Genomic DNA, 26,742 nt, shown 5'->3' on the forward strand with positions numbered 1-26,742 from the left:
TACAACCAACATGAAAAAACACTTATTCTTTTTAACAACAATCATCTTTCTTGCAATATCTTGTACTGGACAAAAAGGAGATTCCGAAGTGATTACAGATGCTTATAATAACTATCAAATTGCTGTTTCTTCAAAAAATATTGATGAAATGGTGAGTTATATTAGTGAAGAAACTATTGCTTATTACAATAACATTGTTGAAAAGGCTAAATTTTCTGACTCTGTCAATTTATCAATGCAACCACCCATTGACAAAACACTCATCCTTTATTTAAGGCAAACTATGAGTAGCAGTTCTCTAGAAAAATACAGTGGTAAAGAATTGATGTATTTCACACTGTCTAAAGGCCTAAACGTTAAGAATAGACTACCAATAACTGAATTGAAAAAGATTAATCTAAATGGTAATGAAGCAACAGCTGAATTTTTAGTTGATGGTGTTGATTCCGGAAATCAAATTAAATTCAAAAAAGAAGGAAAGAATTGGAAAATAGACATCTCATCCACTTATAATTTGACTGCAAATAATCAATTCAGACAAAACCTCTATCAAAGTGGATTATCTGAAAATGTTTTTATTAAATACATGGTTACAAATATGTCAGGCTCAGAAATGAATGATTCAATTTGGCATAAAACGATTAAATGATTCGAGTTCATTAGCAGGTAGTTATCCAATTCTTGAATCCTTGAGATAAGACTAACGATAATTCTTATGATAACACAAGAGCACATAGACGAATTTAGTGAGAGATTGAAAGTAATTTTAAATGCTGAATTAAAATCCGGAAATAAGGTTATTGAAACATCCAAAGGTTGGCCCAATAATGACACAATTATAATTTTTCTGCAAAAACCATTTTTCAATATTTATCAAGACGAGAATATTGATTACAACCACATAAATGACATACATTATTGGAAAGCAGAGTATATTGACAAATTAACCAATCACATTTTGGCTTGCAAATTTTGACGCTACTGGAATTGAAGGCCGAGGTGGGGTGATATAGAAAATTTATCTGAAAAACTTGTTTGTGAGACTTAACCACTAAATTAGGGGAGATTTGTCTCATTTTTTGAGACGGATAAATAAGTTGTGCGAAATTTTTAAGAACCGGAACCATGAAAACATTCGACGAGAATGGAAATGAACGTAAAGCTCAGGACATTCGATATTCAGTTTTTCTATATATGTTAAAAAGTAATGATTTTGATCTTTTACTTGAACAAAGTATTGAAACCAAAATAGAAGAAGTCAAAGAATTACAAGCGCGAAAAATTGATTTGACTAAAGATTTTAAAGTTATAGTTGAAGAAATATTGACCGCTGAGAAAATAAAGATTTTAGCGGAAATGAAAATTATATATGCTTATAAAACCTTTGAAAGTGCGCTTAAACATATATTGTCAAATATGTATTCTGACTTTGAAAGTAGAAAAGCATCTGGAATAGATAAAGTCTCAACTTTTCTAAGTCAACATGGTGTTGAACTTTCGGAAATAGAAAATTATTTTGAAGTTGATCAGTTACGAAGAGTAAATAACTCCATAAAGCATTCAAACATATTAGAAACGGACGAAATTGAAAATATAATTGAATTCACAGGCAAAGACTTAGTAGAATATAATGACATATTAATTTTTTATCAGCGAGTTAGTAAAGTAATACCAAACTTTTTTGACAGTTTAAGAAAAGTCATCTTATCAAGATTACAAGAAAAGAATTCTCATCTTCTATACTAAAACTTCGCACAACACTTGCTAAAACTTATGGCTAGTTTTTCGGTAAATTGTTCGTTTACTTTCCATAAGCCGCCACAAGCTCCAGCAAGGAAACGTTATAGAGCATTTTAAGACAACACAAACGAATTGACACAGACTAGCAAAATATTAAATATTATATACTGTTTGACAGTTTTACTTTTTCTGTTAGACGGCTTGACAAGTTTTGACATCAAGAACCAATTTCTAAAATCGTTCGTTTACTTTGGTTTCTTAATCGGGACACCGACAATTCTACTTTGGAACTTATTTTCAATAAAGACAAAGACTAAACGAATTATAGGAACTATTTATCCGACAATTTTCTTGGTTTTAATTTTTGTCGTAAACCCAATGAAAATTTTATTCTCATCAGGTGCTTGGCAGACGCAGACAATTTTGTTTCAAAACGAACACCTAAGTTTTAAAAAAGTAGAATTTCAAATGCAAGATATTGGCGGATTAGGTTACAATAAACGGACAGTTGAAGTTTTCTATTTGACACCACTTTTTATGATTACAAGTGAAACTCCATACGACATAGAAAAAAGAGCTGAATGGGTAAAAATTGACAAAGAAGTTAATGAACTTGTACTTAAATCTCCATAAAAATGAATAGAAAAATGCCTTATAACAGCACATTTGAAAAAGCGGTAAGACGAACTAAACCGAATAAAAAACGTCAATGGAAATAGGACAAAAATTTAATCAATTGACACTTAAAGCATATTTCTTTTATATTGACAATTATAAAAAATACAATGACTTTAATACTTTAGGACTGTATAGATCAATTATTGAGAATGACAAATTAAGTATGTCGGAAAAAATAGAAGTCAGAGATTATGCTCATACAATTTTCAAAAAGACTTTTGATTTCTTACAATTAAAAGATCCTGGTACATTTGTAGAAGTTTCAACACTTGGGCTAGATTTAACAAAAGGAGACGAAGAAAACATTTGGAACAATGTTATCAAGAATCAACAAAAAATCCTATTAGACAAAAAGATAAAACATCGAAATTTTGGAGAATACTCGAAACATATATGTGGAGATGAAACTTGTATTTGGAATGGAATTATGGTGAGACAAAATACATGGCTAGCCGAAAGAAATATGCACTTTCTTGGTGACAAGAACAAATATCAACAAAAAATGAAATCCGAACGAAATAAAATTGAGAGGAAAAATGAAAAGTTGATATTAAAAAAGGAATTAGAAGATAAATAAATGCAAGTCTCCCAGTTAGTACGAGCATGTTGCTCCTCTTGTTAGCACGAGCTTGCAACTCTTGCTCTCTCAAACCCCCATCAACTCCCTAAAATCCCCCTGCTAATTTCCCGATCTTTTCATTCGAATCGTATTTCCGACCCAGAATCAGCGGTTTATTAAAAAGACAAGTGCCAATCCAATAACGGCCGCAATGACAGAATAGATAACAATGCCTCTCGTATTTGGCTGACGTGTTTTACTATTGTAGGTATAACTGCAGCTTTGGCATTTCGTATGGTTCATCATTTTGGGTCCGATCATTCCTCCCCACCAGCTCCAGCCTACCGCGCTAACCGAATTACTTCCACATTTTGGACAACCTGTGTCTTTTGATAGTTGATCTAGAATATCTCCGTTCATAGCATTTGTTTTTAGTATGATTAAGTCCTGCCAAGTTAAAAAGGATTTTTTAAGTTCTCAAACAGAATCAATCATTTCTTGAGGTTGGCGGGACAGGTTGGCTGAAGGAAGATAGAAGATTGGTTTCTGTTCGTTGAAGATTGCCCAGGAACTCGCGCCAGCTTGGAGTATGGTATTTGCGCTATAAATTGTATTTTCGGTGTGTGTAGAAATAAGTTAGTGGTAATTATGAGTAGGGTGAAAAATAGTATGATTTTATGTGCCTTGTTACTTACATCAAAAGTAATGGGTCAGGATTATTTTTCCGGATTACACCGTGTAACTTCTTTATTCACCTATTCAGAATGTGGAAATAGAGCCAGATATAAGCTTCAGGGAGCTGTTCAATCAGTGGATACAAAGGAGTTTTATAAACCTGTCTCAAAAGAAAAGATAGACAGTATTGTTAAAGCACATTTAAATTCACCAGGTCCGTTTTTTCAAGAAAAAAAATATTTTGACACATTAGGTCGGGAAATAAAATCAGTGTATATATCCAGGACTAAAGGAATGGAATACATCTATGACTCTCTTGGTCATTTATCAACTATCGTAATTTTAAAGGGAGAGTTTAATCAGAACACCGGTAAAGGTCGCTATGGTGAATTTTTTTTGAACAATTTTAGTGCAAGCCTGGATTGGAAAACAAAAGGAAATCAAGTAATCGGAACCGCAGTAAGCACTATGCAAACAGATAGTGTTATCTATACGGTTGATGACAGGAAAAATATCATTCGAATTGAAAGTTATTTTGACAGGAAAAAACAGCCGGTTTATTACTACGCTTATGACTCACTTAATCGCATCCTTTCAGCTCGGAATTTTAATACAAGTGATATCGAAATCTACAACTGGACTTACTTTTATAACGAGCAAGGTTTTATGCAAAATTGGGTTAAAAAAGATGTGAATGGAAAGATAATCGAAACTCAATTTTTCAAGTATGATGCTTATGGAAATCTGCTACATATCGAGGGAGAAGGACCGGGAATTTCATTCCAAAATGACTATGAATATGTTTATGATGAACAAGGAAATTGGATTTTATGCTCAACCATGCAAAAAGGAAAAGTTACCAACTTGCGTTTTCGAGAAATTCACTATTTTGAAAAATAAATTAGATAACCCTAACTATGCGTGAGCTGACGGCAAGCATCGGATAAATTATTTCATTCATTTCAAAAGCTAAGCACAGCGCCCAAACGCATGCTATTTGCGCTATAAATTGTATTTTAGGGGTGCATGAATAAATAGGCGTAATTAACCTCACAATGGATATAGCATCAAAGAACCTAAAGAAATTACAAACTGAAAAATCATTTGTAGACATTTTTACCGATTTGTTTAATGAATCTTTCTATGGTTTCATTCGACAATTCAATGACCATTTTCTTCTTCTTGAACACTATAACGACGATGGATTGTTCAATGGAATTGTTGTTTTCAAACGGGAAGATATCACCAGAATCAAGTGGGCAAATAATGATCTGACTAGTGTCCATAAAATCATCAATAAACACGATCAGGAAAAGAATATCGAGTCACTTAAAATCGATTCCATTGAAGCAATTCTAAAATCAGTGAACAAAGCATTTAAACATGTCAATTTACATATTCAAAACATTGATAATGGAATGTGCATCATTGGGGAAATTGAAGAGATGGATGCAGAATCCATTGTTATCAAAGAATTTGGCACCCGGAGTACACTAGACCGAGGGAGAATCCTATTTGCAATGGAAGACATCACCAGAATTGATGCCGGTGGATTATATGAAAATGGATTGTTGAAAGTTCATAAAAAGAAAAACTAGTCTGACAGAGGTTCAAGTCAGATTGATTTAACACTCTTTTAGGCAACAACAGGATAACAAATGACAACCGTAATTGAAACAAATCCAAAATTCAGATTCAGATTAGAAGATTATGTCTATTCTTCTTTAGTGGCCCACGGGTTTCTAATTTCATTGTTTGTTTATTCAATACTGTCTCAAAATGCTGTAAACAATGAAGACAAAGTCCTGTTTATGGTAATTTTCAACCTCTTCTTTCTTGCGCTCGCTACTTTCTTAATTTATAATTCATTTAGAAAAAGATGGAAGATCAAATGCATTATTGAGGATGATTACCTCATCAAATATTACGATGGTCGAATGATTTTTAAAATTCCATTAAAAGAAATTGTTTCAATCAGAATAAATGATAGAAGAGGAAATGAGGGATCAATTGTCTTCTTTACAAACGCGCAAAGTAAAAACTATACATTTGCCTACATTCCATTTATTGTACCAGTACCTCTTGCTTTGTATGGATTGACCAAATACAAAATAAACAGGGTGACAGACAGGAAATGGCTTGTGACAAAACTATATGAAGCAAATCCGAAACTAAATTTTATTGAAAACAGGTGATCTCTGCTAACTAAAGCTGGCATGAGCATCGGACCGACATTTAGGTAAACAAAAAACTTTTAGACCATGGGTATATTCAACAAACTATTCGGCAGACAAGAAAACAAACAAGCATCTGGACATACTAACGAAAAGAAAGCAATACCCACCCTTGAGGAGTTTTCCCAATTAAATAAAGCGGATAGAATGGGTGTAATTATGGTCGTTGGCGACACGGGTAAATCCGACTATTTTCCACTTATTAAATATGCTGTTTTAAATGACACCGACCTTCATGTAAAACTTGCCGCATTCAAACGAATTCATCTTTTCAAAGACAATCCGGAAGTTGTCCCAATGCTTACTGAAATAAAAAACAAGGATGGCGGACAAGAATTTGAACCTTACTTTTCTATGGCGTTATCAAGACTTGGTATCATCACCATGAACGAATTTGAGGACATCATGAATAGCGCCAAGTAAATTATACGCTTACACCTAAGCAAGACGCAGACAATGGATACAAACCGTCAATAGGAATTAAGAAACGAATGCTTAAAAAGAAATACCCCAAGTTATACAATCTGTTATACGATGAAGAAAAACTTCAAATCAGATTCTTTCTTATTGCAGGAATGCTCATCGCAATTTTAGGTCCTTATTTTATTATTTCTGAGAAAAATGAAAAAGAGGCATATAAGAAATCCAAGCGCACAATTGGCATAGTACAAGAAATAGAAGATACTCATACACATAGAGGGGCATCTCATTCCATCACTTTCAGCTACAAAAATGAATCAAATAAAACCTACACAATAACTGATGACAATATTGGTCATCCATGGCTCGATTATCGTAAAAAAGGAGATACCATCATTATTGAATATTCAATAACCAATAATGAATATGCCCGGATATCAAGCTGCTTTTGGAATGAAGGTTTAAAGAAGAAGTATGAATTAAACGAATTATAAGATTACGTATAACAAGCTCTCTCCTACTTGCTGAAGACACCTTCCCCCATTCCCGTCAAATTTTGCTTCAAGATCGCAATAGATTGCTTCAAAGTCTCAAGAGATGCATTCCAATTGATTGAAGATTGATTCCGGATCCCAAGAGATGCGTTCAAGGTCTCAATAGATTGGTTCAAGAAGCTGAGAGATGCGTTCAAGATCACGATAGATTGCTTCAAAGTCTCAAGAGATGCGTTCCAATTGATTGAAGATTGATTCCGGATCCCAAGAGATTGCTTCCAATTGATTGAAGATTGGTTCCAGATCCAGATAGATTGGTTCCAGATCACAATAGATTCATTCCTGATCGTTGAACACGCGTTCCGGACGATTTCACTTTCGTTCCCGATCATGACAAATTGCTTCCTGATCATGGAAGATCGGTTGCGGTACACTTCAAAAACTACACATGGCGCACAGAAGCATGGTATTTGCACTATAAATTGTATTTTAGGTGGCTGAAAATAAGCTAGGTGTCATTTTAAGAACAGACTGCATCAATGAATGAAATCAGAAGATACTTTGAGAAATTCGCACCCATTTCAGATCGTGATTGGGAGGTGTTTTCATCCAAGATTGTAAGAAGAGAATTTTCCAAAAAATCACTTTTGTTAAAAGTAGACCAAAAGGAAAATTACTTGTCTTATATCGAAAAGGGAATTGTTCGTTTTTGTATTCCAACCGAATTTGAAGACTTAACTTTCGGTTTTGCATTTGCAGGAAATTTTGTAAGCGCCTACGACTTTTTTTTAACGCAAAAACCTTCAACTTACCAGTTAGAAACAATAACAGAAACCATTCTTTGGAGTGTGACCTATGACGACTTACAACACATCTATTCCGAGACAGAAATAGGGAATAAAATTGGACGACTTGCAGGCGAAGACCTTTTTTTGAAAAAATCCATCCGCGAATTAACATTATTAACAGACTCAGCAGAACAGCGCTATTTGAATTTATTTACAGAACAACCGCATTTATTGCAGCTGATCCCACTAAAATATATTGCATCCTATATCGGAATTACACCACAGGCATTAAGTAGAATACGAAAACGCATTTCTTAACTTGGGTTCATTGCATAAAGTTCTACCTGTAACGAACTTTGCAAAAACAAAATCATAAAAAATGAAACCATTCATCGTATTAATTGCCGTTTTCTTCATATCAATCCTTTCCATTAGGCTGCTAACTCAAAAACACGACTTGTTATTATCTGCAAGGATTGGAATGTGTGCGATGCTTTTCTTTACAGCGATAGGACATTTTGCTTTTACAAAAGGTATGACAATGATGATCCCATCCGGAATACCACTAAAAACCGAAATAGTTTATCTAACGGGTGTCTTAGAAATACTATTAGGAATTGGTTTGATAATTCCGGGTTTTAAAGTTTATTCGGCTTGGGTTTTAATCCTCTTTTTTATAGTACTGCTCCCGGCAAACATTAACGCTGCTGTAAAACATATTGACTATCAGAAAGGAACATTTGACGGAAATGGTTTAGCCTATTTGTGGTTCAGAGTTCCTCTACAGATTGTCTTTATTTTCTGGACATATTTGAGTTCCCTAAAAAATTGGTGAAAGACTAAAAAACAAAAGCTTCTTCCCCAAGCTGGCGCGATCATGTTGCCAGTACCAGAAAAAAGAACGTAACTTTTCAGAAATTAAACGTTAGGGTTCCTATGAAACTATTGCTTTTAATTTGCTATTGCTTCTTGGTTCTTCCGGTATTTTCTCAAAATAAAATTTCAGAAAAAGAACTGAAAAGATACCAATGGATTGTTTACAACAGGAACGTCGCCGATTCGTCCGAAATTTTCTCAGACACACTGCTTCTGGTCAAATCTTATGAATTGGAATCATTGGAGCAAATAACAGGAGAAGATGATCAGAAAATGGATGAACTGTATCCTCGAAGCTGGCGAATAGATTTTGCACAGAATGATTTGGACACAAGAGGGATAGCCAACGAATTTTATGTCTTTTTTATCGATCTGCGCAAAGCTGCAAAGCGCCGGAGCATGGAAGTTGATAGCGTAACCTATCAGTTGCTGCTGCAGGATCCAAATGCCGGAACATCCGAAACATCTCCTGTTTTATTGGAACTAGCGAAACTGCAAAGCGGCGATATTATTCAGATTGTAGATTCAATCCATAATCAGTTTTATTACATTGAGAAAACCATCAATAAATTACAGGTGCTAAAAACCTTGAACAGACGTTATGTTTACGAACCAAAAGGTTTAAACGAGGGGTTTTGGACTTTCTCAAAAAGAAAACAGCTGATGACTTTTAGCAATGAGGCAGGAGGAATCAACTTTCTCTTCCGGGTAGAACGTATCGATAACCTTCGAATTCGACTGATCCGTACTGCCGCTATTTTGCGTTAAGATTAACCATTCTAAAGGTTTCAATCACTCAGTTGGCACGAGCATTTGTCCCAACACTTCAGGATTAATTTCAATTGATAGAAGATTGCTAAAGGAAGATGGAAGATCGGTTCCCGAGTTTATCCTTTCATTCGCTTCAGAAGCTGCGCATAGAACAGAACTATCACCATGAAAAGCCCCTTCAAACTTTGAACATTCAAAAATAGAGAATGGATTTCCGACATATCCTTGTTTTGGATACAGCACTCAGAGATTTGACTACAAAGCACCTTGCAATTTGACGGAAATTTGTGCCATCAACAACAATTAAAATTGAAACGAATGGCAACAGTAAATTGGACAAAGGACAATATTCCTTCTCAACAAGGTAAAACAATCTTAATCACAGGTGCAACGAGTGGTATTGGACTGGAAGCAGCTAAAGTATTAAGTGAAAAAGGGGCAAAAATCATTTTGCCGGTTCGCAACCTTGAAAAAGGCAAACGTGCAGAACAGGAAATTAAACAACGCTGCAAGTCTGCTGACGTAACTTTGATGAAATTAGATATTTCAGACTTAGATTCGGTAAGACTTTTTGCGGATGAATTCCTAAAGAAGTACAGCAAACTCGACTTATTGCTTAACAATGCTGGTATTATGTGGACCCCGCAAAAGGAAATAACTAAGCAAGGCCAAGAATTGCAATTTGCGACTAACCATTTAGGCCATTTTTTGCTAACGGGCTTGCTAATGCCTTTACTTAAAGCAACGCCCAATAGTAGAGTTATTTCACAAAGCAGTGTATTACATAAAAAAGGTCAAGGACAGAATTTTGAGCCGACCATTTATTTTGATGACCTGAATTTTTCAAAAGGTTACGACACCAAAAAGGCTTATGCACAGAGCAAACTTGCCAATCTTTTGTTTACTTATGAACTTGATCGCAGATTCAAAGCTGCTGATATCCATTCAATAGCAACAGCCTCTCACCCTGGATATACGGCTACTAATCTTCAAAAAGATGCTGGTTTTATGATGAAAGTAATGAATGTTTTGTTGGCACAAAAAGTGAATATGGGTTCATTGCCCATTTTGAGAGCAGCTACAGAACCAAGTTTAAAAGGTGCTGAGTTTTTTGGCCCAACTAAAATGAGCGAAATGAAAGGTTTTCCGGAATTGGTTCGTTCAAGTGATACTTCCTATGACAGCAATCTAGCTAAAAAATTGTGGGAGGTGTCTGAAAAATTAACAAACCATAAATACGAATTTTAAGATGAAAATAGTAAAAATTATAGCTTTATGGCTTTTAGTAGCATTTTACCTATTTATGGGGTCTATGCACTTTATGCAACCCGAGCAGTATTTTGCAATGATGCCATCTTGGTTACCCGCACACACGCTATTAATAACGCTAAGTGGTATCATCGAAATTTCCTTGGCTCTATTACTGATACCAATCAAAACCAGAGCTATTGCTGCGAAGCTCATTGTAGCAATGTTAGTGGTGTTTTTCTTTGTTATTCACATACCGGAGAGTATCGGGTATTACCAAACAGAAGACAAGAAATTTATCGCAAGTATTATCAGGCTTCCTATTCAGTTTCTTTTTATTGCCTGGGCTTGGATGTTTGTAAAAAAACCAAAATCGAATTAAAAAGTAAGACGTATCAATTATACTTGTGCTAACAACCAGTAGAATTGATTGCAATACAGTTGAAAAATGGCTAAGAAAATAAAACATATTACTATTAATTCAATCTCAGAACTGCATCGCTTGATGAGTTTACCAAAGCCGCTTCATCCTTTAATTAGTTTGATAAATATGGATGAAGTCAAATCATCAGAGCATAGTGATGAAGCACATTTCTTTTTCAATTTTTATGGAATATCCCTTAAAAAGAATCTAACTGGAAAACTTAAATACGGACAAAATTATTACGATTTTGATGAAGGTGTATTGGCAATGACAGCGCCAAAACAAACTTTGTCAGTAGGAAGTGACGAAAACTATCAGGTATCAGGTTGGTGGTTGGTCTTTCATTCAGACTTTATTTTAAATTATCCATTAGGTAAGGCAATCAAAGACTATGGCTTTTTTTCATACGCAGTAAATGAAGCCTTGCATCTATCAGACAAAGAAGAGCAAATGCTTGAAAGCATCTTCAAAAATATTGAACAAGAATACAAGACCTCCATTGACCAGTATAGCCAAGATGTAATGGTCTCACATCTCGAATTATTGCTCAATTACTGCAATAGATTTTACAACAGACAATTTCTGACCAGAAAAATAGGAAATAATGACCTGCTGACTAAAATGGAAAACTTACTTAGTGAGTATTTCAATAGCAACCAATTGCTAGAATCAGGACTTCCAACGGTTCAATACTTTGCCGACAAGATGCATGTTTCACCAAACTATTTGAGTGATATGCTAAGAACACTAACAGGGCAAAGCACACAGCAACACATCCACACTAAGTTGATAGAAAAAGCGAAAGAAACGTTGGCGACTACCAACTTATCTGTAAGCGAAATTGCTTATCAATTAGGTTTTGAGCATCCACAATCGTTTAGCAAATTATTTAAGAGTAAAACAAACTTGACACCAGTAGAATATAGAGCATCGTTTAATTGAGGTGGCAAGTCAAAATAAATGGAGAAGGGAGAACAGTGAATACGGGTTTGAAAAAAAGCGGAGGCATTAGATGATTGAACATCCTGTCTCATACCAATTTTGCGGTAAATTGATCGTTTAACACTTCGTATTCCACTTCTTCCAAAAACTCAAAACCATTAGGTAAAATAACTATATTATGAGTGTAACAAAGAAGATGTACGATAAGGAATTAAGACGCTATTACTTTCCTATGAAGGTAATGGCATCTTTGCTTACTAGAAAATGGACGATTAATCTTCTTAATAGTCTCATCAAGTTATCAAAGGGGAAATCGATAAATGGGTTGGATTGTAAAGAGCGCCTTATTCCAAGTAAAAATAATGGTCCTGACATCCGGATTCGAATTTTTAAACCTAAAAACGCTGATACTAATTTGCCAGGAATGCTATACCTTCACGGAGGAGGATACATGATGGGAATTCCGGAAAATGCGTTAGACGCGATAAAAGGATTTATTGAAAACCGTCCTTGCATAATTGTAGCACCTGATTATAGAAAATCGATAAAGAACCCTTATCCTGATGGGTTTAATGATTGTTATGACACATTGCTCTGGATGAAAGAAAATGCATCATTACTTGGAATTGTCTCAGACAAATTTATTATAGCAGGACACAGTGCAGGTGGAGGTTTAACCGCTGCCGTTACCTTAAAAGTCCGAGATACGAAAGATGTCAATATTGCATTTCAAATGCCTATATACCCAATGATAGACCACCTACAAAATACAGAATCAGCCAAGAAAATGAATTCAGTACCTGCTTGGAATGCGAAAACGAATAAAGTAGGCTGGAGTTATTATCTTAAAAACATTGAGGGCACTATTCCCATCTACGCATCTCCTGTAATGAATACTGATTACAAAAACATGCCTCCAACTATCACATTTGTTGGCGATTTAGAACCTTTTAAAGATGAAACGATTAACTATGTTGAATCTCTTAGAAGGGAGAATATTCCAGTAAACTTTAAACTGTTTAAAGGCGCCTTTCATGCGTTTGAATCACTTGCAAAAAATACTACCATAGGAAAAAAAGCAAATGAGTTTCAGTTTCAATCTTTTGCTGAATACTATGATAAATATATGTTATGAGATGACAGCAATAAATAATCGAACTCAGGTTATTAGTAAACTGAAAATTTAGAACCTCATTTAATTGAGAGAGGCAGTAAAAATAATTTGCGCTATAAATTGTATTTTAGGATGCATGAAATAAGTTCTGTGCAAATTAAAGTATGACAGCAAAAGACCTACTATATAAAATTTTGGACTATCGCTATGTATGGTCACTTCCTCAAAATAAAAACAGTAAACCTGCAAAGGCTCGACTAGAGCAAATTGAATCATTGCTTGATGCATTTGGGCTTACAAAAAAATATGTCAATCCGCTTGTTCAAATAAAATATTCCATTTCTGGTAACAAGCAAAGCCAGGACAGGGCAAGGCATCTTAACAAGCTGACAAATCTGGAGTATTTATTGAACGGTGAGTTCCTTCATGACCGCGAAGAGCATGCAAATGCGGAGCTTTCCTGGAAAATAATTGAAACCATTACTTCAATCTATCCGGAAATGGCAGGAAATATCAATCTAAGACCTCCGGACATTGCGTGGCTCTATAATAACCTGCTCATTTTTAGACAAGAGGTTTATAAACTGACTTACCCAAATGGAGGAATGTTAGAAGGTTTTTCGGCTGGACTGCATTATAGCTTTCACCTTCAGCACAAATTAAAAACACTCATAAAAGAAAACCTGGATGAGATAGATGAAACCATCTGGCTCATCCTGGATCCTACAAAACAAGACATCGAAATGAGTACCTTAATAAGTAAACACAAGTATGTTGACTATGACTTTGATGCACTAGACTTAGACTGGAGAGTGGAAAATTACTAATCTGCGAATAACCCCAAGCTGGCAAAGCAGGTGATTAGGAAAAGCCATCTTCCAACCTGTTCAATCACCAACTGAATTCCAAGAAAATCAGTAATATTGCAATAAACTGAAACGATTAGAATATGAACCACCAGGAATCCATGCGCAATGCGGCTGAAAGAGTGCGGCTGAAAAGAGAAAAGGAAGCACGTGAGGAAAAAGAATTTTATGAGCGCATTACCTCCGGGTGGCAATGGATTCTCTTTAAATCGGTTGTGGTCTTTTGTACGCTGATGTTGGTGATTTCCACCATTGAGGTGTTCGTTGACGGACCAACAAAAAAACTATCGGAAAAATCCTGGAAAATCAATCGGGACTGGGAATATACCTGGCACAAGGTATTGGACGTGGAAGGATACATGTTCACTCCAACATTGGGAGACTGGTATGCCCGGGAGGAAAACAGTTTGAATATGATCTATTCTCCTATTTTTCGAACGGGGAAGAAGTTAAGCTACAACATGAAAGACGATCGATTCGGAATAACAAAGCATGAAGAGATCAGACAGGAATCCATCTTTACCTGGTTTCCTTTATTTCAAATTCTGCTGCTGATCCCACTGGCTACTTACCTATTCAGACGACAAAGCGCCTGGTTTAACTTTGCCCGAATTGCGTCGCTGGTCTTCGTGTTTCCCGGAACACTGATGGTGATATTCTTCACGATGATGTGATCACCCCTTGGATCTTAGAGTAATAGGCACATAACGACTGAAAGAAAAAACATGCTTAAAAAGTTTATCATTCTGGTCATTCTGATCTCCTCTGCCCTTGCATTGATTGGTGTGCTGCTGGAACTGGTCTTTCATAGATCAACCGCGTTATACCTGACTATCTATGCAACTTTCCTGGGTATTATCCCCGGAGGGCTCGCGTTGATGGTTTTAACGATGGGACGAAAAGAATAAATACTTTTAACCAATAAAACCAAAAAAATGGAAATAACGAAAGATCAAAACGAAGCAGTAAATGACCTCGTTGAATTAATTGCCTGGAAATTAGGAAGTGATCAAAGAGAAGTTGACACGATAGAAGCAATATCTGCATCTGCGCGATTAGCAGGAAGCTTTTTGTTTCGGTCTTTCAATTTTCAACTTGATTCCCCAAAACCCGGAACGGTTATGCTATCAGACGAGGCAAATCGTAAAGGTCCTCAGTTGGTAAATATTACGCATGCTGTACTAACTAATTTAGGTGTTCCTATTGACAACAGTAAGATGCAGAATGACAATCAGCAAATGGCTAAAACCAGCTTTTTGGACTCGATTGACTTGCTGCAAAATCATGCATTGGAAATTCTGAATAAGCGGAATTTATCCTATGAGCAATTTGCCCAGTCTGCAGCCATCGCCACCGGATTTATAATTCAACAATCTGGTAACATCACTCCTGAAGCAGGTTTTGGGACTGCAATCTACTATTACATAGAAGGAACAAAAACTTATCCGCCTGAGTTCTCTGCTGCTTCCGGGGAAAAAGAAAAAATCGCAAATCAGGACCCTAAACAAGAGGTCGCAAAACCAATTGATTCAAGCAATGAATCCAAGCCTTGGTGGAAGTTTTGGTAACCATTCATAATTACATTCCATAACGTAATCAAAAACAACTAACAGACAATCATCAACATGGCATTCGGAGTTTCACCAAAATACATTCAGGACATCCCTCTTGACAACTTAACGACAGAACAATTTCTTGTCCTCGCAATGGAAGCGGCAAAGAAATTGGGGTGGAATATCGGTTACACGAGTGAAACCGGTTTCATTGCTTTTACGGCATTCTCCATGAGTTCCTGGAGTGAAGAAGTGAAAGTGAAAATCGACGGCAACAATGCAAACCTGAAAAGTGAATGCACGGGCAATCAGATGGTGGATTGGGGGAAGAACAGAAAGAATATTGAAAAGCTGATCACCACATTCAATGAATTGAAAGCCTCCTATTCTCCGGAAGAACTGGCACAGAAATACGAAGAATTTAAACCGAATTTGGTTCTAAAGGAGCAAGATTTCTTAAGTCAAGAAACCCCATCCAAAGAAGGGATCACCGATTTTATTTCAATCTTCAAACCCACACCGGGTTATTTCGTCACGCCGATCTTAATAAACCTGAACCTAGCGATTTTTATCCTGATGGTTATTTCCGGAGTTCATTTCATGACTCCCGCCAACGAGAGTTTGATTGCCTGGGGAGCAAATTTCCGCCCCTTAACTTTGGAAGGCGGATGGTGGAGGCTCATCACGAATTGTTTCCTGCATATCGGGATTTTCCATCTTCTGATGAATATGTTCGCTTTGGTTTACATCGGTTCGCTTTTGGAACCGTATTTGGGAAGGGCGAAATTTGCAGCTGCTTATTTTCTAACAGGGATCACTGCAAGTATTGCAAGCTTGTGCTGGCACGACCTGACAATCAGTGCGGGCGCATCTGGAGCAATATTCGGAATGTATGGAGTATTCCTTGCGATGCTGTCAACAAACCTCATCGAGAAATCGGCACGAAAAGCTTTATTGACGAGCATTGGGGTCTTTGTCGGTTACAATATCCTGAATGGATTGAAAGCGGACAGCGGGATAGACAATGCAGCCCACATGGGTGGTTTGCTTAGCGGACTTGTTATCGGTTATGCGTTCATCCCAAGTCTTAGAAAACCGGATGAAGACAAATTGAAATTCGGTACGATCAGTTTATTGTTCACCCTACTCCTGATTTTTTCTTTTGTTGTTTACCGTGTCCTTCCAAATGACATCGGGACCTATGAGGCCAAAATGAAAGAATTCGCTTCCATGGAAGAGACGGCATTGGAAGTATATAGCTTACCCACCAATACAACCAACGACAAGTTACTTTATGCAATTAAGGATAAAGGCATTGTTTATTGGAAGAAAAGCATCGACCTGCTGGATAGTTTCAAGGAAATGGACTTACCACCTCAGGTCAGAACGAATAACAAACTGCTAAGGGAATACTGTGTACTGAGACTCGAGTGCTACGAACTCCTCTACAAAGCCATTTCGGAAGACACAGACAGGTACCAGATGCAAATCGATAGTTACAATAACCGGATCCAATTGATCATAAATGAACTCGGCGGTGAACAGCAGGGTAAATAAAAAGGGAATCCGGGGATAATAAGGAAAATATGGCGCAAAAAAAGAAGCCAAATCAGAAAGCTGATCGACTCATGTCTATTATGACATTTGTTTCCATCGGAGCAATTATTTGGGAGATCTCACTATTCCGAAAAACGTTTATCAACGTATCTATTCCCCTAACGCTTTTTATCGGAGGTGGCTTCATTCTGTTTCTTCTTTTCAGGAATAAGATACGGTATTACGTAGAAAATGCATACGGCTTCTTTTTACAGGCTTTTCACGGCATTATTTTATTCGGAGGGTTATTGATGTTCTTCTTTATGGCTTTGAACTTCTATATTCCAACCGGGAAAATAGAATTGGTGGATTTGAAAGTCATCAAAACAGGAAAATTGTCCAAAGGTCGTCATGGTTGCGGAGATCCCTATGCAATTGTGGAGTATCATGGTTTTGAGAAGCAATTGATTTTTCCATGCAGCACTAATCTCGACCATGCAGAACGTATCAAGGTGCACTTACAAAAAGGATTGTTGGGTTTTTTGGTGGTGAAGGATACCAAGTTGGTGAATTCAGCGGATCCCGAAGAAGCTGAAATGTACATGAAAATACTGGTTCGTGCAGAAGCATATTATTCAGAAGGAAATAGTCAAAAAGCAATTGAACTATACGAAAGAGCCGTTCGATTAAAACCATCGGATCAATTAGCCAAAATCCGATTGAAGAAACTAAAGAGTGATTCTAAAATGACCAGACATCTATAATGAAACAAACGAAGCATAACCCTTATCTTGCGCCAAGTCCAATCTATCAGCATCCATGTCCAAAATCCGAAACAATAAAACGCTTTTAAAACACCTTGAATCAACTTCGGAAGATTCCAGGTTTGATCCGGGGCAACTTTCAGATGAGCACTTCCTGAATTTCCAATTCGAAGATCAGTATGGTTTTGGGAATCATCCGAACAGAGGGCTGATCCGTAAACGAATCGTCGAATTGCTGTTTGAAATCCACGACAGGTGGAAAGTAGAACTCGAAAAGCTAAACAAGCCTTATTACCTGGCAATCTGGTTATGTGAACCTCAAATAATCAGATCCGAAGTGGTTTGTGCCATTGATGAACGAATTGAACGCTATACAGATCATTGGTTTGATCAATCCACAAAAGACGCTTCAATTAGAACGGAAGCGTATGGAAAAAGTCAAGATCAATTGGAACGATTTACATGGGAACGGAAGAATTTATACGATACGCATGAAAATGTGGATTATCATTGGCCTAAGGAAAACTACCAGAACCCAAAACAATTTTACAAGGACCAGCGATTCCATAGCCGCATAAAGAAAACCGCTTCCAAGATAAGCGATGGAGAATATGGCAAAACATATTATCAACGAATAGGAGATGTTTGGGTTGGACGTGAAAAAAATTAGCCCGACATCAATTTAACGTGATTACAAATTAAGAATCCATGAATAAAATTGAACCCAATAAACACGTCAGCAGGTATTACAAAATATCTGTAAACTTTGGTTTATTCTATTACTACTACAATTCCAAGACATTTCGTTTGCGAAAAGGAATCCTACCTTATCTTTTAGGTTTTCTCTATGCCTTATTGAATTTATTCACCGGTTTATTTTGGGGATTCCTGGGGATTCTCAGGAAATTCCAGGGTTTAAGAAATACATTCAAGGCGATATCCATAAACCTCAACGGCGGAGAGGATATTACCAAGCTGGACACGGAATCCAATTTTGACAAATACACCGTGTATATCTATAACAACCTGGATAGAGCCAGTTCGAATGACATGAGTTTATCAGATGTAGAGATCATCCTTGAAATTCAGGAATTGTATTCCGAAATGAATACGGAACTGTTTACTGCAGCGAATACCGATTTCATTCTTGAAAATCTGTCCAAAGTGAATATCACGCAACTAAATGAAACCCATGTGCAATCCGTGTTCCATGCGATGGAGATTCATGATAGATACAATCAGAATTAGACTGACCTGTGGAGAGGCAAAAAATTTGAAACATTCATACATATCTTACTTTCGTTGCTTTGGACCTATTTGAGCGTCCTGTTTTTAATGATATACTTCGATTGACAGCGACCGACAAACACTAAACACAACTCCAATTTCAATCCTATTGGGAACCCGCGAATGTCATTTACAGCCTCTAACGACCGCCCGGCATGATTATCAGCTATTTCCTCACAAGCACAAAAAATCAAGGGACAAAACCGTTAATTTCGCTTCAGGATCCGTTCAAAGTAAGATCCTGAGGGTTTCGCCACAACCGAAACTGTATGACGATAACGAATCAGAATGTTCCATGAAAGCGTACACTAAAACCAAATACGGAGGACCTGAAATTCTTCGTTTAGAAGAGGTCGAAATGCCGACTCTGAAAGAGAATCAGCTAACCGTTAAAATAGGTGCAAATTCAGCTAACCCGGCTGATTGGCATATTTTGCGTGGCAAACCGTTTTTTGCCCGCTTGACCTTTGGATTATTCAAACCCAAAAATAAAATCCTGGGAGCCGATTTTGCCGGAATTGTAACAGAAATAGGAAAGGATGTTACGCAATTCAAGGTTGGTGACAAGGTATTCGGAGAATCTCTTTCAGGAGGTGCTTTTGCCGAATATGCCTGCGTGGAAGAAAGTATCTGCGCCAAAATGCCTGAAGGAACAACCTTCCCGGAAATGGCATGCGTTCCGATCGCCGGATTAACTGCTTTGCAAGCGCTCATCACTCACGGGCAACTGAAAAAAGGAGAAACGGTGCTGATCAATGGCGCCTCGGGAGGTGTGGGCCATTTTGCTGTTCAAATTGCCTTAGCTTACGGAGCACAAGTCACTGCTGTCTGCTCTGGTAAAAACGAAGAGTTTGTCCGGTCGTTGGGTGCCCGGAAAGTCATTGCTTATGACCGGGAAAATATTCATCAGCACACCGGGAAATACGATTTGGTTGTGGACACCAACGGAAACTTGTCCTTCAACGATTATAAACGCATGGGACGGCGCGGAGTAATGGTTGGTTTCACAACAATGGGGCTCATGATTTCGGTCCTGTTGAAAAAAGTGTTCAGCAAATTTCCCTTAACACAGTTCACTGCCGAAGCCAACACAAAAGACCTGGAAATCCTGGCCGCTCTGATCCGGGATAAGAAAATCGCTGCCCGAATAGAAAAAATTTTTCCTTACCAGGAACTTCCACAAGCAATAGGCTATATTGAAGCCATGCGCACAAAAGGAAAAGTTGCCATGAGTTGGGAAAATGAGGGTGAATCGTTAAACAGATAAGAAGAAAGTAAACTTGGTCCAACTTTCTCACCCCTTCAAAATAACATTTCGCAAGCGCTCTTCATTCTCATCGCCCCAGTTTCCTAAAGCTGCAATAACAGGTAGTAACGATTTACCAAACTCCGTCAGGCTATACTCTACTTTCGGCGGGACAACCGGATAGATTTTTTTCGTAACCAACTCGTGGTCTTCCAACTCTTTCAACTGGATAGTCAGAACCCTGCGTGAAGCATCAGGAATCTTGCGTTGCAATTCACTTGGACGTTTATGTCCTTCATTTATGAACCACAACAAGCGGATTTTCCATTTGCCATACAGCACTTCACCAATCAGGTCAAGACCACAATTCAAGTTTAAAGGAATCTTTCGATCTTTCATAAGATAAAGTTAATGCACTGCTCCAAACTACACAATAGGGAAAATTTTATCCCTATGCAATTCGACTTTCCCTTATTGTAAAAAGAGATGATACACCTCAATTTTGTGCTTATAGATTGACTAACAAAATAAGTATAGAATGGAACAGGAATTTAATTTCGACAATGAACTATCAGGCAAAATTGCTTTGGTAACCGGTGGAACAAAAGGAGCAGGAAAAGCCATTACAGAACGATTACTAAAAGCAGGTGCAACAGTTATTATCACAGCAAGAAATCAACCCGAAAAAGCAAATGAAAAACTGCATTTCATTTCAGCTGATCTGAGTAAGCCGGAAGGAACACAAAAAGTGACTGCAGAAATTTTATCAACCTATCAAAAATTGGACATTCTGGTAAACAATCTCGGTGGTTCCGAAACACCAAGTGGTGGGTTTGCTGTTTTGACAGACGAAGATTGGGAATCGGGAATTCAAACCAATTTGCTCGCACCCATTCGCTTAGACAGAGGATTTTTACCACAAATGTTGGAACAGAAAAGCGGTGTCATCATCCACATAGCATCGATTCAAGGCAAGTTGCCTTTGTACGATTCCACTTTGCCTTATGCCGCAGCAAAAGCAGGTTTGATCAATTACAGCAAAAGTCTTTCCAACGAAGTTTCACCAAAAGGTATTCGCGTACTGACAGTGTCTCCGGGTTGGATAAAGACCACGGCAGCAATAGCAATGATGGAACGAATTGCCGAAAGCTCCAGCATCACGGTAGAGCAAGCCACTGAAGGTGTCATGGACGCATTAGGAGGAATCCCTTTCGGCAGACCGGCACAACCGGAAGAAGTTGCAGAATTGGTTGGCTTCCTTGTTTCGCCAAGAGCCAATTATTTAACCGGAACGGAATTCGTAATTGACGGAGGAACAATACCAACAGTTTAATAATCAATTAAAAATAAACAGCATGAATTTACCAAAAGTAATCGCAGATTTAGTAAAAGCACAAGACAACTATGACAGTGTCGCTTATGCCAATTGTTTTTCAGAAACAGGAGTCATGTTTGACGAAGGAAAAACACACAAAGGAAGAACTGAAATCCAGCAGTGGATAGCCAAAGGAAACGAAAAATATAAAACGGTAATGAAACCTGTAGCATTTAGAGAAACCGATTCTTCAAGTGTTTTGTCGGCAGAAATTTCAGGCACTTTTGAGGGCAGTCCTATTAGTTTGAACTTCCATTTTGAACTAAACGACGGATTCATTCAGTCATTGAAAATAAGCGGTTAAAAGAAACTGCATATCTTATAATCCTTTGCCAGCACGAGTTAGACACTCGTGCTTTTTCAATTCACAACTCACATACGGTATTCACCTTTCTTGATACTAAATTCCATTCTTTCTGATTTTGATTCACTAATCCGGCATTCGTAATTCGTATCCCGATAGCTATTGGGACGTAATTCGTAATTCGTAATTAATTACCTTTACCCGATCCGCCGCTGCGGATGCAATCATGACGCTTCATTTCAAAAAGGCCAAAATGAAAAAAGAAACTACAGCAACGAATTCAACAGCGCTAGTCGAAGATCCAACACCGGATAGGCGAATAAAAAGTGCCCATTTATCGGTACACCCGGAATCCCGGTTAGATTCCCAGGCAGCGAAACCTCATCCCATCAGTGATACCGGTGTTCCTTATCGAGACCTGACGAATGTAGAAACCAAAAAGGCCAGTATCGAACAGCTCATCGATAAACTGGACGTGAAACACAGTCTGAGATATCAACGAACGGTGGATGATACCTATTGCAATGTGTACGCGTATGATTTTTGCTATTTTGCACAAGTCTATATCCCTACTGTTTGGTGGACAGCTGAATCACTCGAAAAAATACTCGCCGGACAGGAGGTTGAGCCTGTTTTTGATCAAACCGTTGCCCGCATCTATTCGAGTGCGATCCATGATTGGCTGTTGATGTGGGGAGCCAGCTTTGGTTGGAAACGCATGACGGACCTGGATGAGATCCAACGGAAAGTAAACGAAGAAGGCGGAGTTGGGATCATTTGCGCCAAACGGAAGATCGTAGGACTTTCCGGACACATCGTACCGATTGTTCCTGAAACAGCTGCAAAAAAAGCATACCGCGAAAATGGTGTGGTGATCTATCCTTTGCAATCGCAAGCTGGAAAATTGAATTACAACTACTTTTCGAAAGCGCGGAAAGATTGGTGGAATCACGAGCGTTATTCCTCCCATGTTTTCTATTACCATGATTAAACAGACATTGTTCAGCCAAAACTTAAATACATTACTAAGCCAATTACAATAAATGAAAGCAAATCAGAAAAAGAAGTATTACTGGGGAATTGGACTGGAAAACGAAACCTATATGCAATTCGAGGAATCACTCATCGTTTCCGGTGCATTCATACAAGAAAAAATTGGCTGCGAACGCTACAGTATTGATTACAGAACCTGTTATAAATCGGGGGGCTTAGATCATCTATTGGAAGCAGCTTTCGATAAAACTAAAAATTATAAGATCAGCCGAATGATCAATAGTCATTCACTGGATAAACTGGATTTAAACTACCAACACAAGACTTTAGCAACTACCAAACCGGTTGTCGACAATCCGGAATACCAAGGAAAATCGATCCTGGAGGCTTTTTTGGAAACCCAGCCTTACAATATTCAGAGTATGCTCACTCAAAAGAACAACCCGATGGGATCGGTAAATTTTGATGGCGATTCGATTGAATTTGTAACCAAATACTTTGAAAACAGAACCATCTCCGATTCATGTGACGAGCTGGCAGCTACTAAAAAGTTATTCATTGATAAACTGAACGAATCTTCGGTTCTAAACGGAAAACTGCATTTTCCTAATTACAACATCGGACTGAACATGTTCATGTCCAATCAGGACCACCTCGTTCTGTTCAATAACGGGACTTACCATTTTCACATTACCTTACCAACGCTGACAGAAAACAGCAGGATCATCGATTATCCCGGTTTTGAGAAGATCCATTCCAACGCCATCTACCTGCTGCAATGGTTTGAGCCTTTCTTCATAGCAACACTGGGCAGTCCGGATATTATGGAGACCATTAGCAAGAAGTATGATCTGAATGAGAAATTCGCTTCCGGTTCCATGAGAAACGCCATGTCGCGCTACACCGGAGTTGGTACCTTCAACAAAGCAATGGCAAAAGGAAAGGTTCTGACATACAACGTGGACGAATTCAGAAAACTCCTGAAATTTGGCAAGGAAGAAAATATTTGGTGGCGCGATCAAGTTGAATCGGAACTGGATTATGAATTGCTTTCGGATGTCGGATTGGATTTCAACCAGGAAAAAATGTACCAAAGCGGTTTCGAATTCCGAAGCTTTGATGAATTCCCTGCAAGCTATCTGAATGATGTCCTTCATGCAATCATCCTAATTTGTGAGCACTCCTTGAATCTTCCGGATGTAAGCTGGGCACACGACAGCGTGGTATGGAACAACCTGGTTTTCAAATCCCTGAAATACGGTCATTTGACAGAAATAACCGAAGCTGAAAAGAAAGAGCTTCTGAATCTGTTAAACCTATCGTCACACAAAGGAGAATTTGATGCGATCGGGAAGCTCGATGAATTTTTCTTTCAAATCCTGGCAGTACTACACGACAAATACAAGGACGAAAATAAATGCATCGATGCCATGGTTGGTGAGAAAACCACTTCCCCTCCTCATTGGGACAATTTCAATAAATACCAGGTGGAACAGCATTTGAAGCAGATTGAAGGGGTTAAATAGGAAGAACAATGGAAAATCTAAAAAAATTGCTTGAGAATTATCTCGGAAAAGACTTAGAGATCGAAATTGATGGTGAAGTTCAAAGCTGCTCTATGCTGGATTGGAATCAAATCATCCTTGACAACGACGAATGGGCAAAAGGAATGGAAGGAATGACCGACCAGGAAAAGGATGCCTATTGCAATCATTCAGTCAGCGACTTCGCAACCATTTATCAATACTTTTTGGATGAAGAGGAGTTTGAACTAAAAGTGGATAACAAGCAATGGATTCCGTTTGCAGTTCTAGGAATGTATAAGCCTCACATTCATGGTTATGCCGAAATGAACCATAACGGAATGCTGCTTTTTGATTTAGAAGAAGATGCGGAAAATCCCCCGATAATATATATCCTTGATGGCGAACAGCAATTGATCGCAACTGATTTCTCTGAATTAAGTTTAGAAGAAATCGCAGACAATGATTAGTAGCCAATACTTATTTGGATTGAAGGTATCAAGTAGAAAGAACCATTTAATTATGTTGGTGATACCTTTGAAAAGGAAATGAAATATGGAGCTTGGGATATTTTATACTCAACAAAATAAAAATACAATCATCCACATTACCAATCAAAATAATCCTTAACATTTATTCGCTTGATAATTGACTGCTATTCACTTGGAGTCACCAAAATTGTGTAATTTTGCACAAACTAATCGAAAAGGAATGTCAGCAACAGCAACAGATCTTGGAATACAAGAAACATTAAAAACATTGGGCATCGAAGCGGTAAACCGTGGAGCTTCAACAGGAGGATATTGGTTTAACACGCGTGGAACTCAAATCGATTCAGTTTCGCCGGTTGACGGAAAAGTGATCGCATCTGTTTCTTCGGCAACGGAGGCAGAATACGAGGCGATCGTATTGAAAGCACAAGAAGCATTTAAATATTGGAGAATGGTTCCTGCACCGAAACGTGGGGAAGTTGTTCGTCAGTTGGCGGAGAAGATCCGTGAGAAAAAACAAGCTTTAGGCGAATTGGTTTCTTACGAAATGGGGAAATCATTGCAAGAAGGTTTAGGAGAAGTTCAGGAAATGATCGACATCTGTGACTTTGCAGTTGGACTTTCACGTCAGTTATACGGTTTGACCATGCACTCGGAACGTGCAGGACACAGAATGTACGAACAATACCACCCGCTGGGAATCGTAGGAATTATTTCTGCTTTCAACTTCCCGGTTGCAGTTTGGAACTGGAATACAGCTTTGGCTTGGGTTTGTGGAGACGTTTGTATCTGGAAACCATCTGAAAAAACACCTTTGACTGCTATCGCTTGTCAAAAATTGACTCAAGAAGTTTTCGAAGCAAACGGAGTTCCTGAAGGAGTTTCTTGTTTGTTGGTCGGAGACGCTGAAATAGGAAAATTGATGTCGAATGACACACGTGTTCCATTGATTTCTGCAACCGGATCTACTCGCATGGGTAAATTGGTTGGTGAAGCAGTTGGAAAACGTTTGGGTCGTCACTTATTGGAATTGGGTGGAAACAATGCCGTGATCATTACGGAAAGTGCAGATTTGAAAATCGTTGTTCCCGGAGCCGTATTCGGTGCGGTAGGAACTGCCGGTCAACGTTGTACTTCCACACGTCGTTTGATCATCCACGAATCTGTTTACGATAAAGTAAGAGATGCATTGGTGAACGCATACAAACAATTGCGTATCGGGAATCCATTGGATCAGAACAATCACGTTGGACCACTAATTGACAAAGATGCGGTAAAAGCTTACCAGAATGCATTGGTTCAGGTTGTAGAAGAAGGTGGAAAAGTTTTGGTTGAAGGAGGAATTCTTTCAGGAGAAGGATACGAATCCGGATGTTATGTGAAACCGGCAATTGCAGAAGCTCAGAATACATTTAAAATTGTTCAGCACGAAACATTTGCTCCGGTATTGTACCTGATGAAATACTCCGGTGGTGTTGAAAACGCTATCGCAATTCAAAACGGAGTTCCACAAGGATTGTCTTCGGCAATCATGACGAATAATTTGCGTGAAGCAGAAGCATTCCTATCTCAAGCGGGATCTGACTGTGGAATTGCAAACGTAAATATCGGTACTTCAGGTGCTGAAATCGGTGGAGCTTTCGGTGGTGAAAAAGAAACCGGTGGCGGACGTGAGTCAGGATCTGATGCATGGAAAGTTTACATGCGTCGTCAGACAAACACCATCAACTACACGGATTCGTTGCCATTGGCACAAGGAATCAAATTTGATTTGTAAAAAATCTCAATATAAAATAAACCAGTCGGGGCGGAAAATTTTCCGCCCCGACTGGTTTTATATC

The 26,742-nt window shown here is 38.0% G+C and carries 34 protein-coding genes; 31 read left to right on the top strand and 3 right to left on the bottom strand.

Going from position 1 to position 26,742, the window contains the following annotated elements:
* The first annotated feature begins 10 nt into the window (after positions 1–10).
* The 4 genes from AAG807_RS00765 (at position 11) to AAG807_RS00780 (ending at position 2,995) form a co-directional block, all read left to right on the top strand.
* Positions 11–649 carry a hypothetical protein gene (locus tag AAG807_RS00765; RefSeq protein ID WP_341899888.1) on the top strand — a complete coding sequence of 213 codons (639 nt, stop codon included), beginning with the start codon at positions 11–13 and terminating at the stop codon, positions 647–649.
* A gap of 476 nt (positions 650–1,125) precedes the next feature.
* Positions 1,126–1,746 (top strand): hypothetical protein, encoded by a 621-nt coding sequence (locus tag AAG807_RS00770; RefSeq protein WP_341899889.1) that lies wholly within the window; start codon positions 1,126–1,128, stop codon positions 1,744–1,746.
* Positions 1,747–2,118: 372 nt separating this feature from the next.
* Positions 2,119–2,373 carry a hypothetical protein gene (locus AAG807_RS00775; protein WP_341899891.1) on the top strand — a complete coding sequence of 85 codons (255 nt, stop codon included), beginning with the start codon at positions 2,119–2,121 and terminating at the stop codon, positions 2,371–2,373.
* Between the two features lie 76 nt (positions 2,374–2,449).
* Positions 2,450–2,995, top strand: a complete 546-nt coding sequence (locus tag AAG807_RS00780; RefSeq protein ID WP_341899893.1) for a hypothetical protein — start codon at positions 2,450–2,452, stop codon at positions 2,993–2,995.
* 147 nt (positions 2,996–3,142) lie between these two features.
* On the opposite strand, the gene AAG807_RS00785 is transcribed toward AAG807_RS00780, so the two are convergent.
* Positions 3,143–3,397 (bottom strand): hypothetical protein, encoded by a 255-nt coding sequence (locus AAG807_RS00785; protein WP_341899895.1) that lies wholly within the window; start codon positions 3,395–3,397, stop codon positions 3,143–3,145.
* A gap of 162 nt (positions 3,398–3,559) precedes the next feature.
* On the opposite strand from AAG807_RS00785, the gene AAG807_RS00790 reads away from it, so the two are divergent.
* The 5 genes from AAG807_RS00790 (at position 3,560) to AAG807_RS00810 (ending at position 6,800) form a co-directional block, all read left to right on the top strand.
* Positions 3,560–4,552, top strand: a complete 993-nt coding sequence (locus tag AAG807_RS00790; RefSeq protein WP_341899897.1) for a hypothetical protein — start codon at positions 3,560–3,562, stop codon at positions 4,550–4,552.
* Positions 4,553–4,707: 155 nt separating this feature from the next.
* Positions 4,708–5,250 carry a hypothetical protein gene (locus AAG807_RS00795; protein WP_341899899.1) on the top strand — a complete coding sequence of 181 codons (543 nt, stop codon included), beginning with the start codon at positions 4,708–4,710 and terminating at the stop codon, positions 5,248–5,250.
* Positions 5,251–5,310: 60 nt separating this feature from the next.
* A complete protein-coding gene (locus tag AAG807_RS00800) occupies positions 5,311–5,847 on the top strand; it encodes a hypothetical protein (protein WP_341899901.1) in 537 nt (178 codons plus the stop codon).
* Positions 5,848–5,913: 66 nt separating this feature from the next.
* Positions 5,914–6,309, top strand: coding sequence for a hypothetical protein (locus tag AAG807_RS00805; RefSeq protein ID WP_341899903.1), 396 nt, complete (start codon positions 5,914–5,916; stop codon positions 6,307–6,309).
* A gap of 68 nt (positions 6,310–6,377) precedes the next feature.
* Positions 6,378–6,800 (top strand): hypothetical protein, encoded by a 423-nt coding sequence (locus AAG807_RS00810; RefSeq protein WP_341899905.1) that lies wholly within the window; start codon positions 6,378–6,380, stop codon positions 6,798–6,800.
* Between the two features lie 23 nt (positions 6,801–6,823).
* Here the strand turns inward: AAG807_RS00810 and AAG807_RS00815 are convergent, their stop codons facing one another.
* Positions 6,824–7,213, bottom strand: coding sequence for a hypothetical protein (locus tag AAG807_RS00815; RefSeq protein ID WP_341899907.1), 390 nt, complete (start codon positions 7,211–7,213; stop codon positions 6,824–6,826).
* Positions 7,214–7,339: 126 nt separating this feature from the next.
* Between AAG807_RS00815 and AAG807_RS00820 the strand changes: the two genes are divergently transcribed.
* The 16 genes from AAG807_RS00820 to AAG807_RS00895 all read left to right on the top strand — a co-directional run bounded on the left by AAG807_RS00820 (position 7,340) and on the right by AAG807_RS00895 (position 20,236).
* Entirely contained in the window at positions 7,340–7,906 is a 567-nt protein-coding gene (locus tag AAG807_RS00820) for a cyclic nucleotide-binding domain-containing protein (protein WP_341899909.1), read from the top strand.
* Between the two features lie 61 nt (positions 7,907–7,967).
* Entirely contained in the window at positions 7,968–8,423 is a 456-nt protein-coding gene (locus AAG807_RS00825) for a hypothetical protein (RefSeq protein WP_341899911.1), read from the top strand.
* 101 nt (positions 8,424–8,524) lie between these two features.
* Positions 8,525–9,232, top strand: a complete 708-nt coding sequence (locus AAG807_RS00830) for a hypothetical protein (protein ID WP_341899913.1) — start codon at positions 8,525–8,527, stop codon at positions 9,230–9,232.
* A gap of 321 nt (positions 9,233–9,553) precedes the next feature.
* The gene (locus AAG807_RS00835; RefSeq protein WP_341899915.1) at positions 9,554–10,483 is read left to right on the top strand and encodes an oxidoreductase; all 930 of its coding nucleotides are present in this window, start codon (positions 9,554–9,556) and stop codon (positions 10,481–10,483) included.
* Position 10,484: 1 nt separating this feature from the next.
* The gene (locus AAG807_RS00840) at positions 10,485–10,865 is read left to right on the top strand and encodes a hypothetical protein (protein ID WP_341899917.1); all 381 of its coding nucleotides are present in this window, start codon (positions 10,485–10,487) and stop codon (positions 10,863–10,865) included.
* A 66-nt stretch (positions 10,866–10,931) separates the two neighbouring features.
* On the top strand, positions 10,932–11,849 hold the full coding sequence (locus tag AAG807_RS00845) for a helix-turn-helix transcriptional regulator (protein ID WP_341899919.1): 918 nt from the start codon (positions 10,932–10,934) through the stop codon (positions 11,847–11,849).
* Between the two features lie 178 nt (positions 11,850–12,027).
* The gene (locus AAG807_RS00850) at positions 12,028–12,984 is read left to right on the top strand and encodes an alpha/beta hydrolase (RefSeq protein WP_341899921.1); all 957 of its coding nucleotides are present in this window, start codon (positions 12,028–12,030) and stop codon (positions 12,982–12,984) included.
* Positions 12,985–13,127: 143 nt separating this feature from the next.
* Positions 13,128–13,790, top strand: a complete 663-nt coding sequence (locus AAG807_RS00855; RefSeq protein ID WP_341899923.1) for a hypothetical protein — start codon at positions 13,128–13,130, stop codon at positions 13,788–13,790.
* Between the two features lie 122 nt (positions 13,791–13,912).
* The gene (locus AAG807_RS00860; protein ID WP_341899925.1) at positions 13,913–14,503 is read left to right on the top strand and encodes a hypothetical protein; all 591 of its coding nucleotides are present in this window, start codon (positions 13,913–13,915) and stop codon (positions 14,501–14,503) included.
* 51 nt (positions 14,504–14,554) lie between these two features.
* Positions 14,555–14,737 carry a hypothetical protein gene (locus AAG807_RS00865; RefSeq protein WP_341899927.1) on the top strand — a complete coding sequence of 61 codons (183 nt, stop codon included), beginning with the start codon at positions 14,555–14,557 and terminating at the stop codon, positions 14,735–14,737.
* Between the two features lie 27 nt (positions 14,738–14,764).
* Positions 14,765–15,397, top strand: coding sequence for a hypothetical protein (locus tag AAG807_RS00870; protein WP_341899928.1), 633 nt, complete (start codon positions 14,765–14,767; stop codon positions 15,395–15,397).
* 57 nt (positions 15,398–15,454) lie between these two features.
* Positions 15,455–16,939, top strand: coding sequence for a rhomboid family intramembrane serine protease (locus AAG807_RS00875; protein ID WP_341899930.1), 1,485 nt, complete (start codon positions 15,455–15,457; stop codon positions 16,937–16,939).
* A gap of 29 nt (positions 16,940–16,968) precedes the next feature.
* The gene (locus AAG807_RS00880; protein WP_341899932.1) at positions 16,969–17,682 is read left to right on the top strand and encodes a tetratricopeptide repeat protein; all 714 of its coding nucleotides are present in this window, start codon (positions 16,969–16,971) and stop codon (positions 17,680–17,682) included.
* 55 nt (positions 17,683–17,737) lie between these two features.
* On the top strand, positions 17,738–18,352 hold the full coding sequence (locus AAG807_RS00885; RefSeq protein ID WP_341899933.1) for a hypothetical protein: 615 nt from the start codon (positions 17,738–17,740) through the stop codon (positions 18,350–18,352).
* Positions 18,353–18,390: 38 nt separating this feature from the next.
* Complete coding sequence (locus AAG807_RS00890; RefSeq protein WP_341899935.1) at positions 18,391–18,930, top strand: hypothetical protein; 540 nt, start codon at positions 18,391–18,393, stop codon at positions 18,928–18,930.
* A gap of 334 nt (positions 18,931–19,264) precedes the next feature.
* Positions 19,265–20,236, top strand: coding sequence for an NAD(P)-dependent alcohol dehydrogenase (locus tag AAG807_RS00895; RefSeq protein WP_341899937.1), 972 nt, complete (start codon positions 19,265–19,267; stop codon positions 20,234–20,236).
* A 27-nt stretch (positions 20,237–20,263) separates the two neighbouring features.
* On the opposite strand, the gene AAG807_RS00900 is transcribed toward AAG807_RS00895, so the two are convergent.
* Positions 20,264–20,614 carry a helix-turn-helix domain-containing protein gene (locus tag AAG807_RS00900; RefSeq protein WP_341899939.1) on the bottom strand — a complete coding sequence of 117 codons (351 nt, stop codon included), beginning with the start codon at positions 20,612–20,614 and terminating at the stop codon, positions 20,264–20,266.
* A 139-nt stretch (positions 20,615–20,753) separates the two neighbouring features.
* Between AAG807_RS00900 and AAG807_RS00905 the strand changes: the two genes are divergently transcribed.
* The 6 genes from AAG807_RS00905 to AAG807_RS00930 all read left to right on the top strand — a co-directional run bounded on the left by AAG807_RS00905 (position 20,754) and on the right by AAG807_RS00930 (position 26,678).
* The gene (locus AAG807_RS00905) at positions 20,754–21,548 is read left to right on the top strand and encodes an SDR family oxidoreductase (protein ID WP_341899941.1); all 795 of its coding nucleotides are present in this window, start codon (positions 20,754–20,756) and stop codon (positions 21,546–21,548) included.
* A gap of 22 nt (positions 21,549–21,570) precedes the next feature.
* Entirely contained in the window at positions 21,571–21,894 is a 324-nt protein-coding gene (locus AAG807_RS00910; protein ID WP_341899943.1) for a nuclear transport factor 2 family protein, read from the top strand.
* 253 nt (positions 21,895–22,147) lie between these two features.
* Positions 22,148–22,885 carry a hypothetical protein gene (locus AAG807_RS00915; protein ID WP_341899944.1) on the top strand — a complete coding sequence of 246 codons (738 nt, stop codon included), beginning with the start codon at positions 22,148–22,150 and terminating at the stop codon, positions 22,883–22,885.
* 52 nt (positions 22,886–22,937) lie between these two features.
* A complete protein-coding gene (locus AAG807_RS00920) occupies positions 22,938–24,413 on the top strand; it encodes a hypothetical protein (RefSeq protein WP_341899947.1) in 1,476 nt (491 codons plus the stop codon).
* Positions 24,414–24,421: 8 nt separating this feature from the next.
* On the top strand, positions 24,422–24,880 hold the full coding sequence (locus tag AAG807_RS00925) for a hypothetical protein (RefSeq protein WP_341899948.1): 459 nt from the start codon (positions 24,422–24,424) through the stop codon (positions 24,878–24,880).
* Positions 24,881–25,121: 241 nt separating this feature from the next.
* Positions 25,122–26,678: an aldehyde dehydrogenase family protein gene (locus tag AAG807_RS00930; RefSeq protein WP_341899950.1), complete on the top strand. Its 1,557-nt coding sequence runs from the start codon at positions 25,122–25,124 to the stop codon at positions 26,676–26,678.
* Positions 26,679–26,742 lie beyond the last annotated feature (64 nt).

The sequence above is a fragment of the Fluviicola taffensis DSM 16823 genome (genome assembly GCF_943372375.1).
GTDB classification, from domain to species: domain Bacteria; phylum Bacteroidota; class Bacteroidia; order Flavobacteriales_D; family Crocinitomicaceae; genus Fluviicola; species Fluviicola taffensis_A.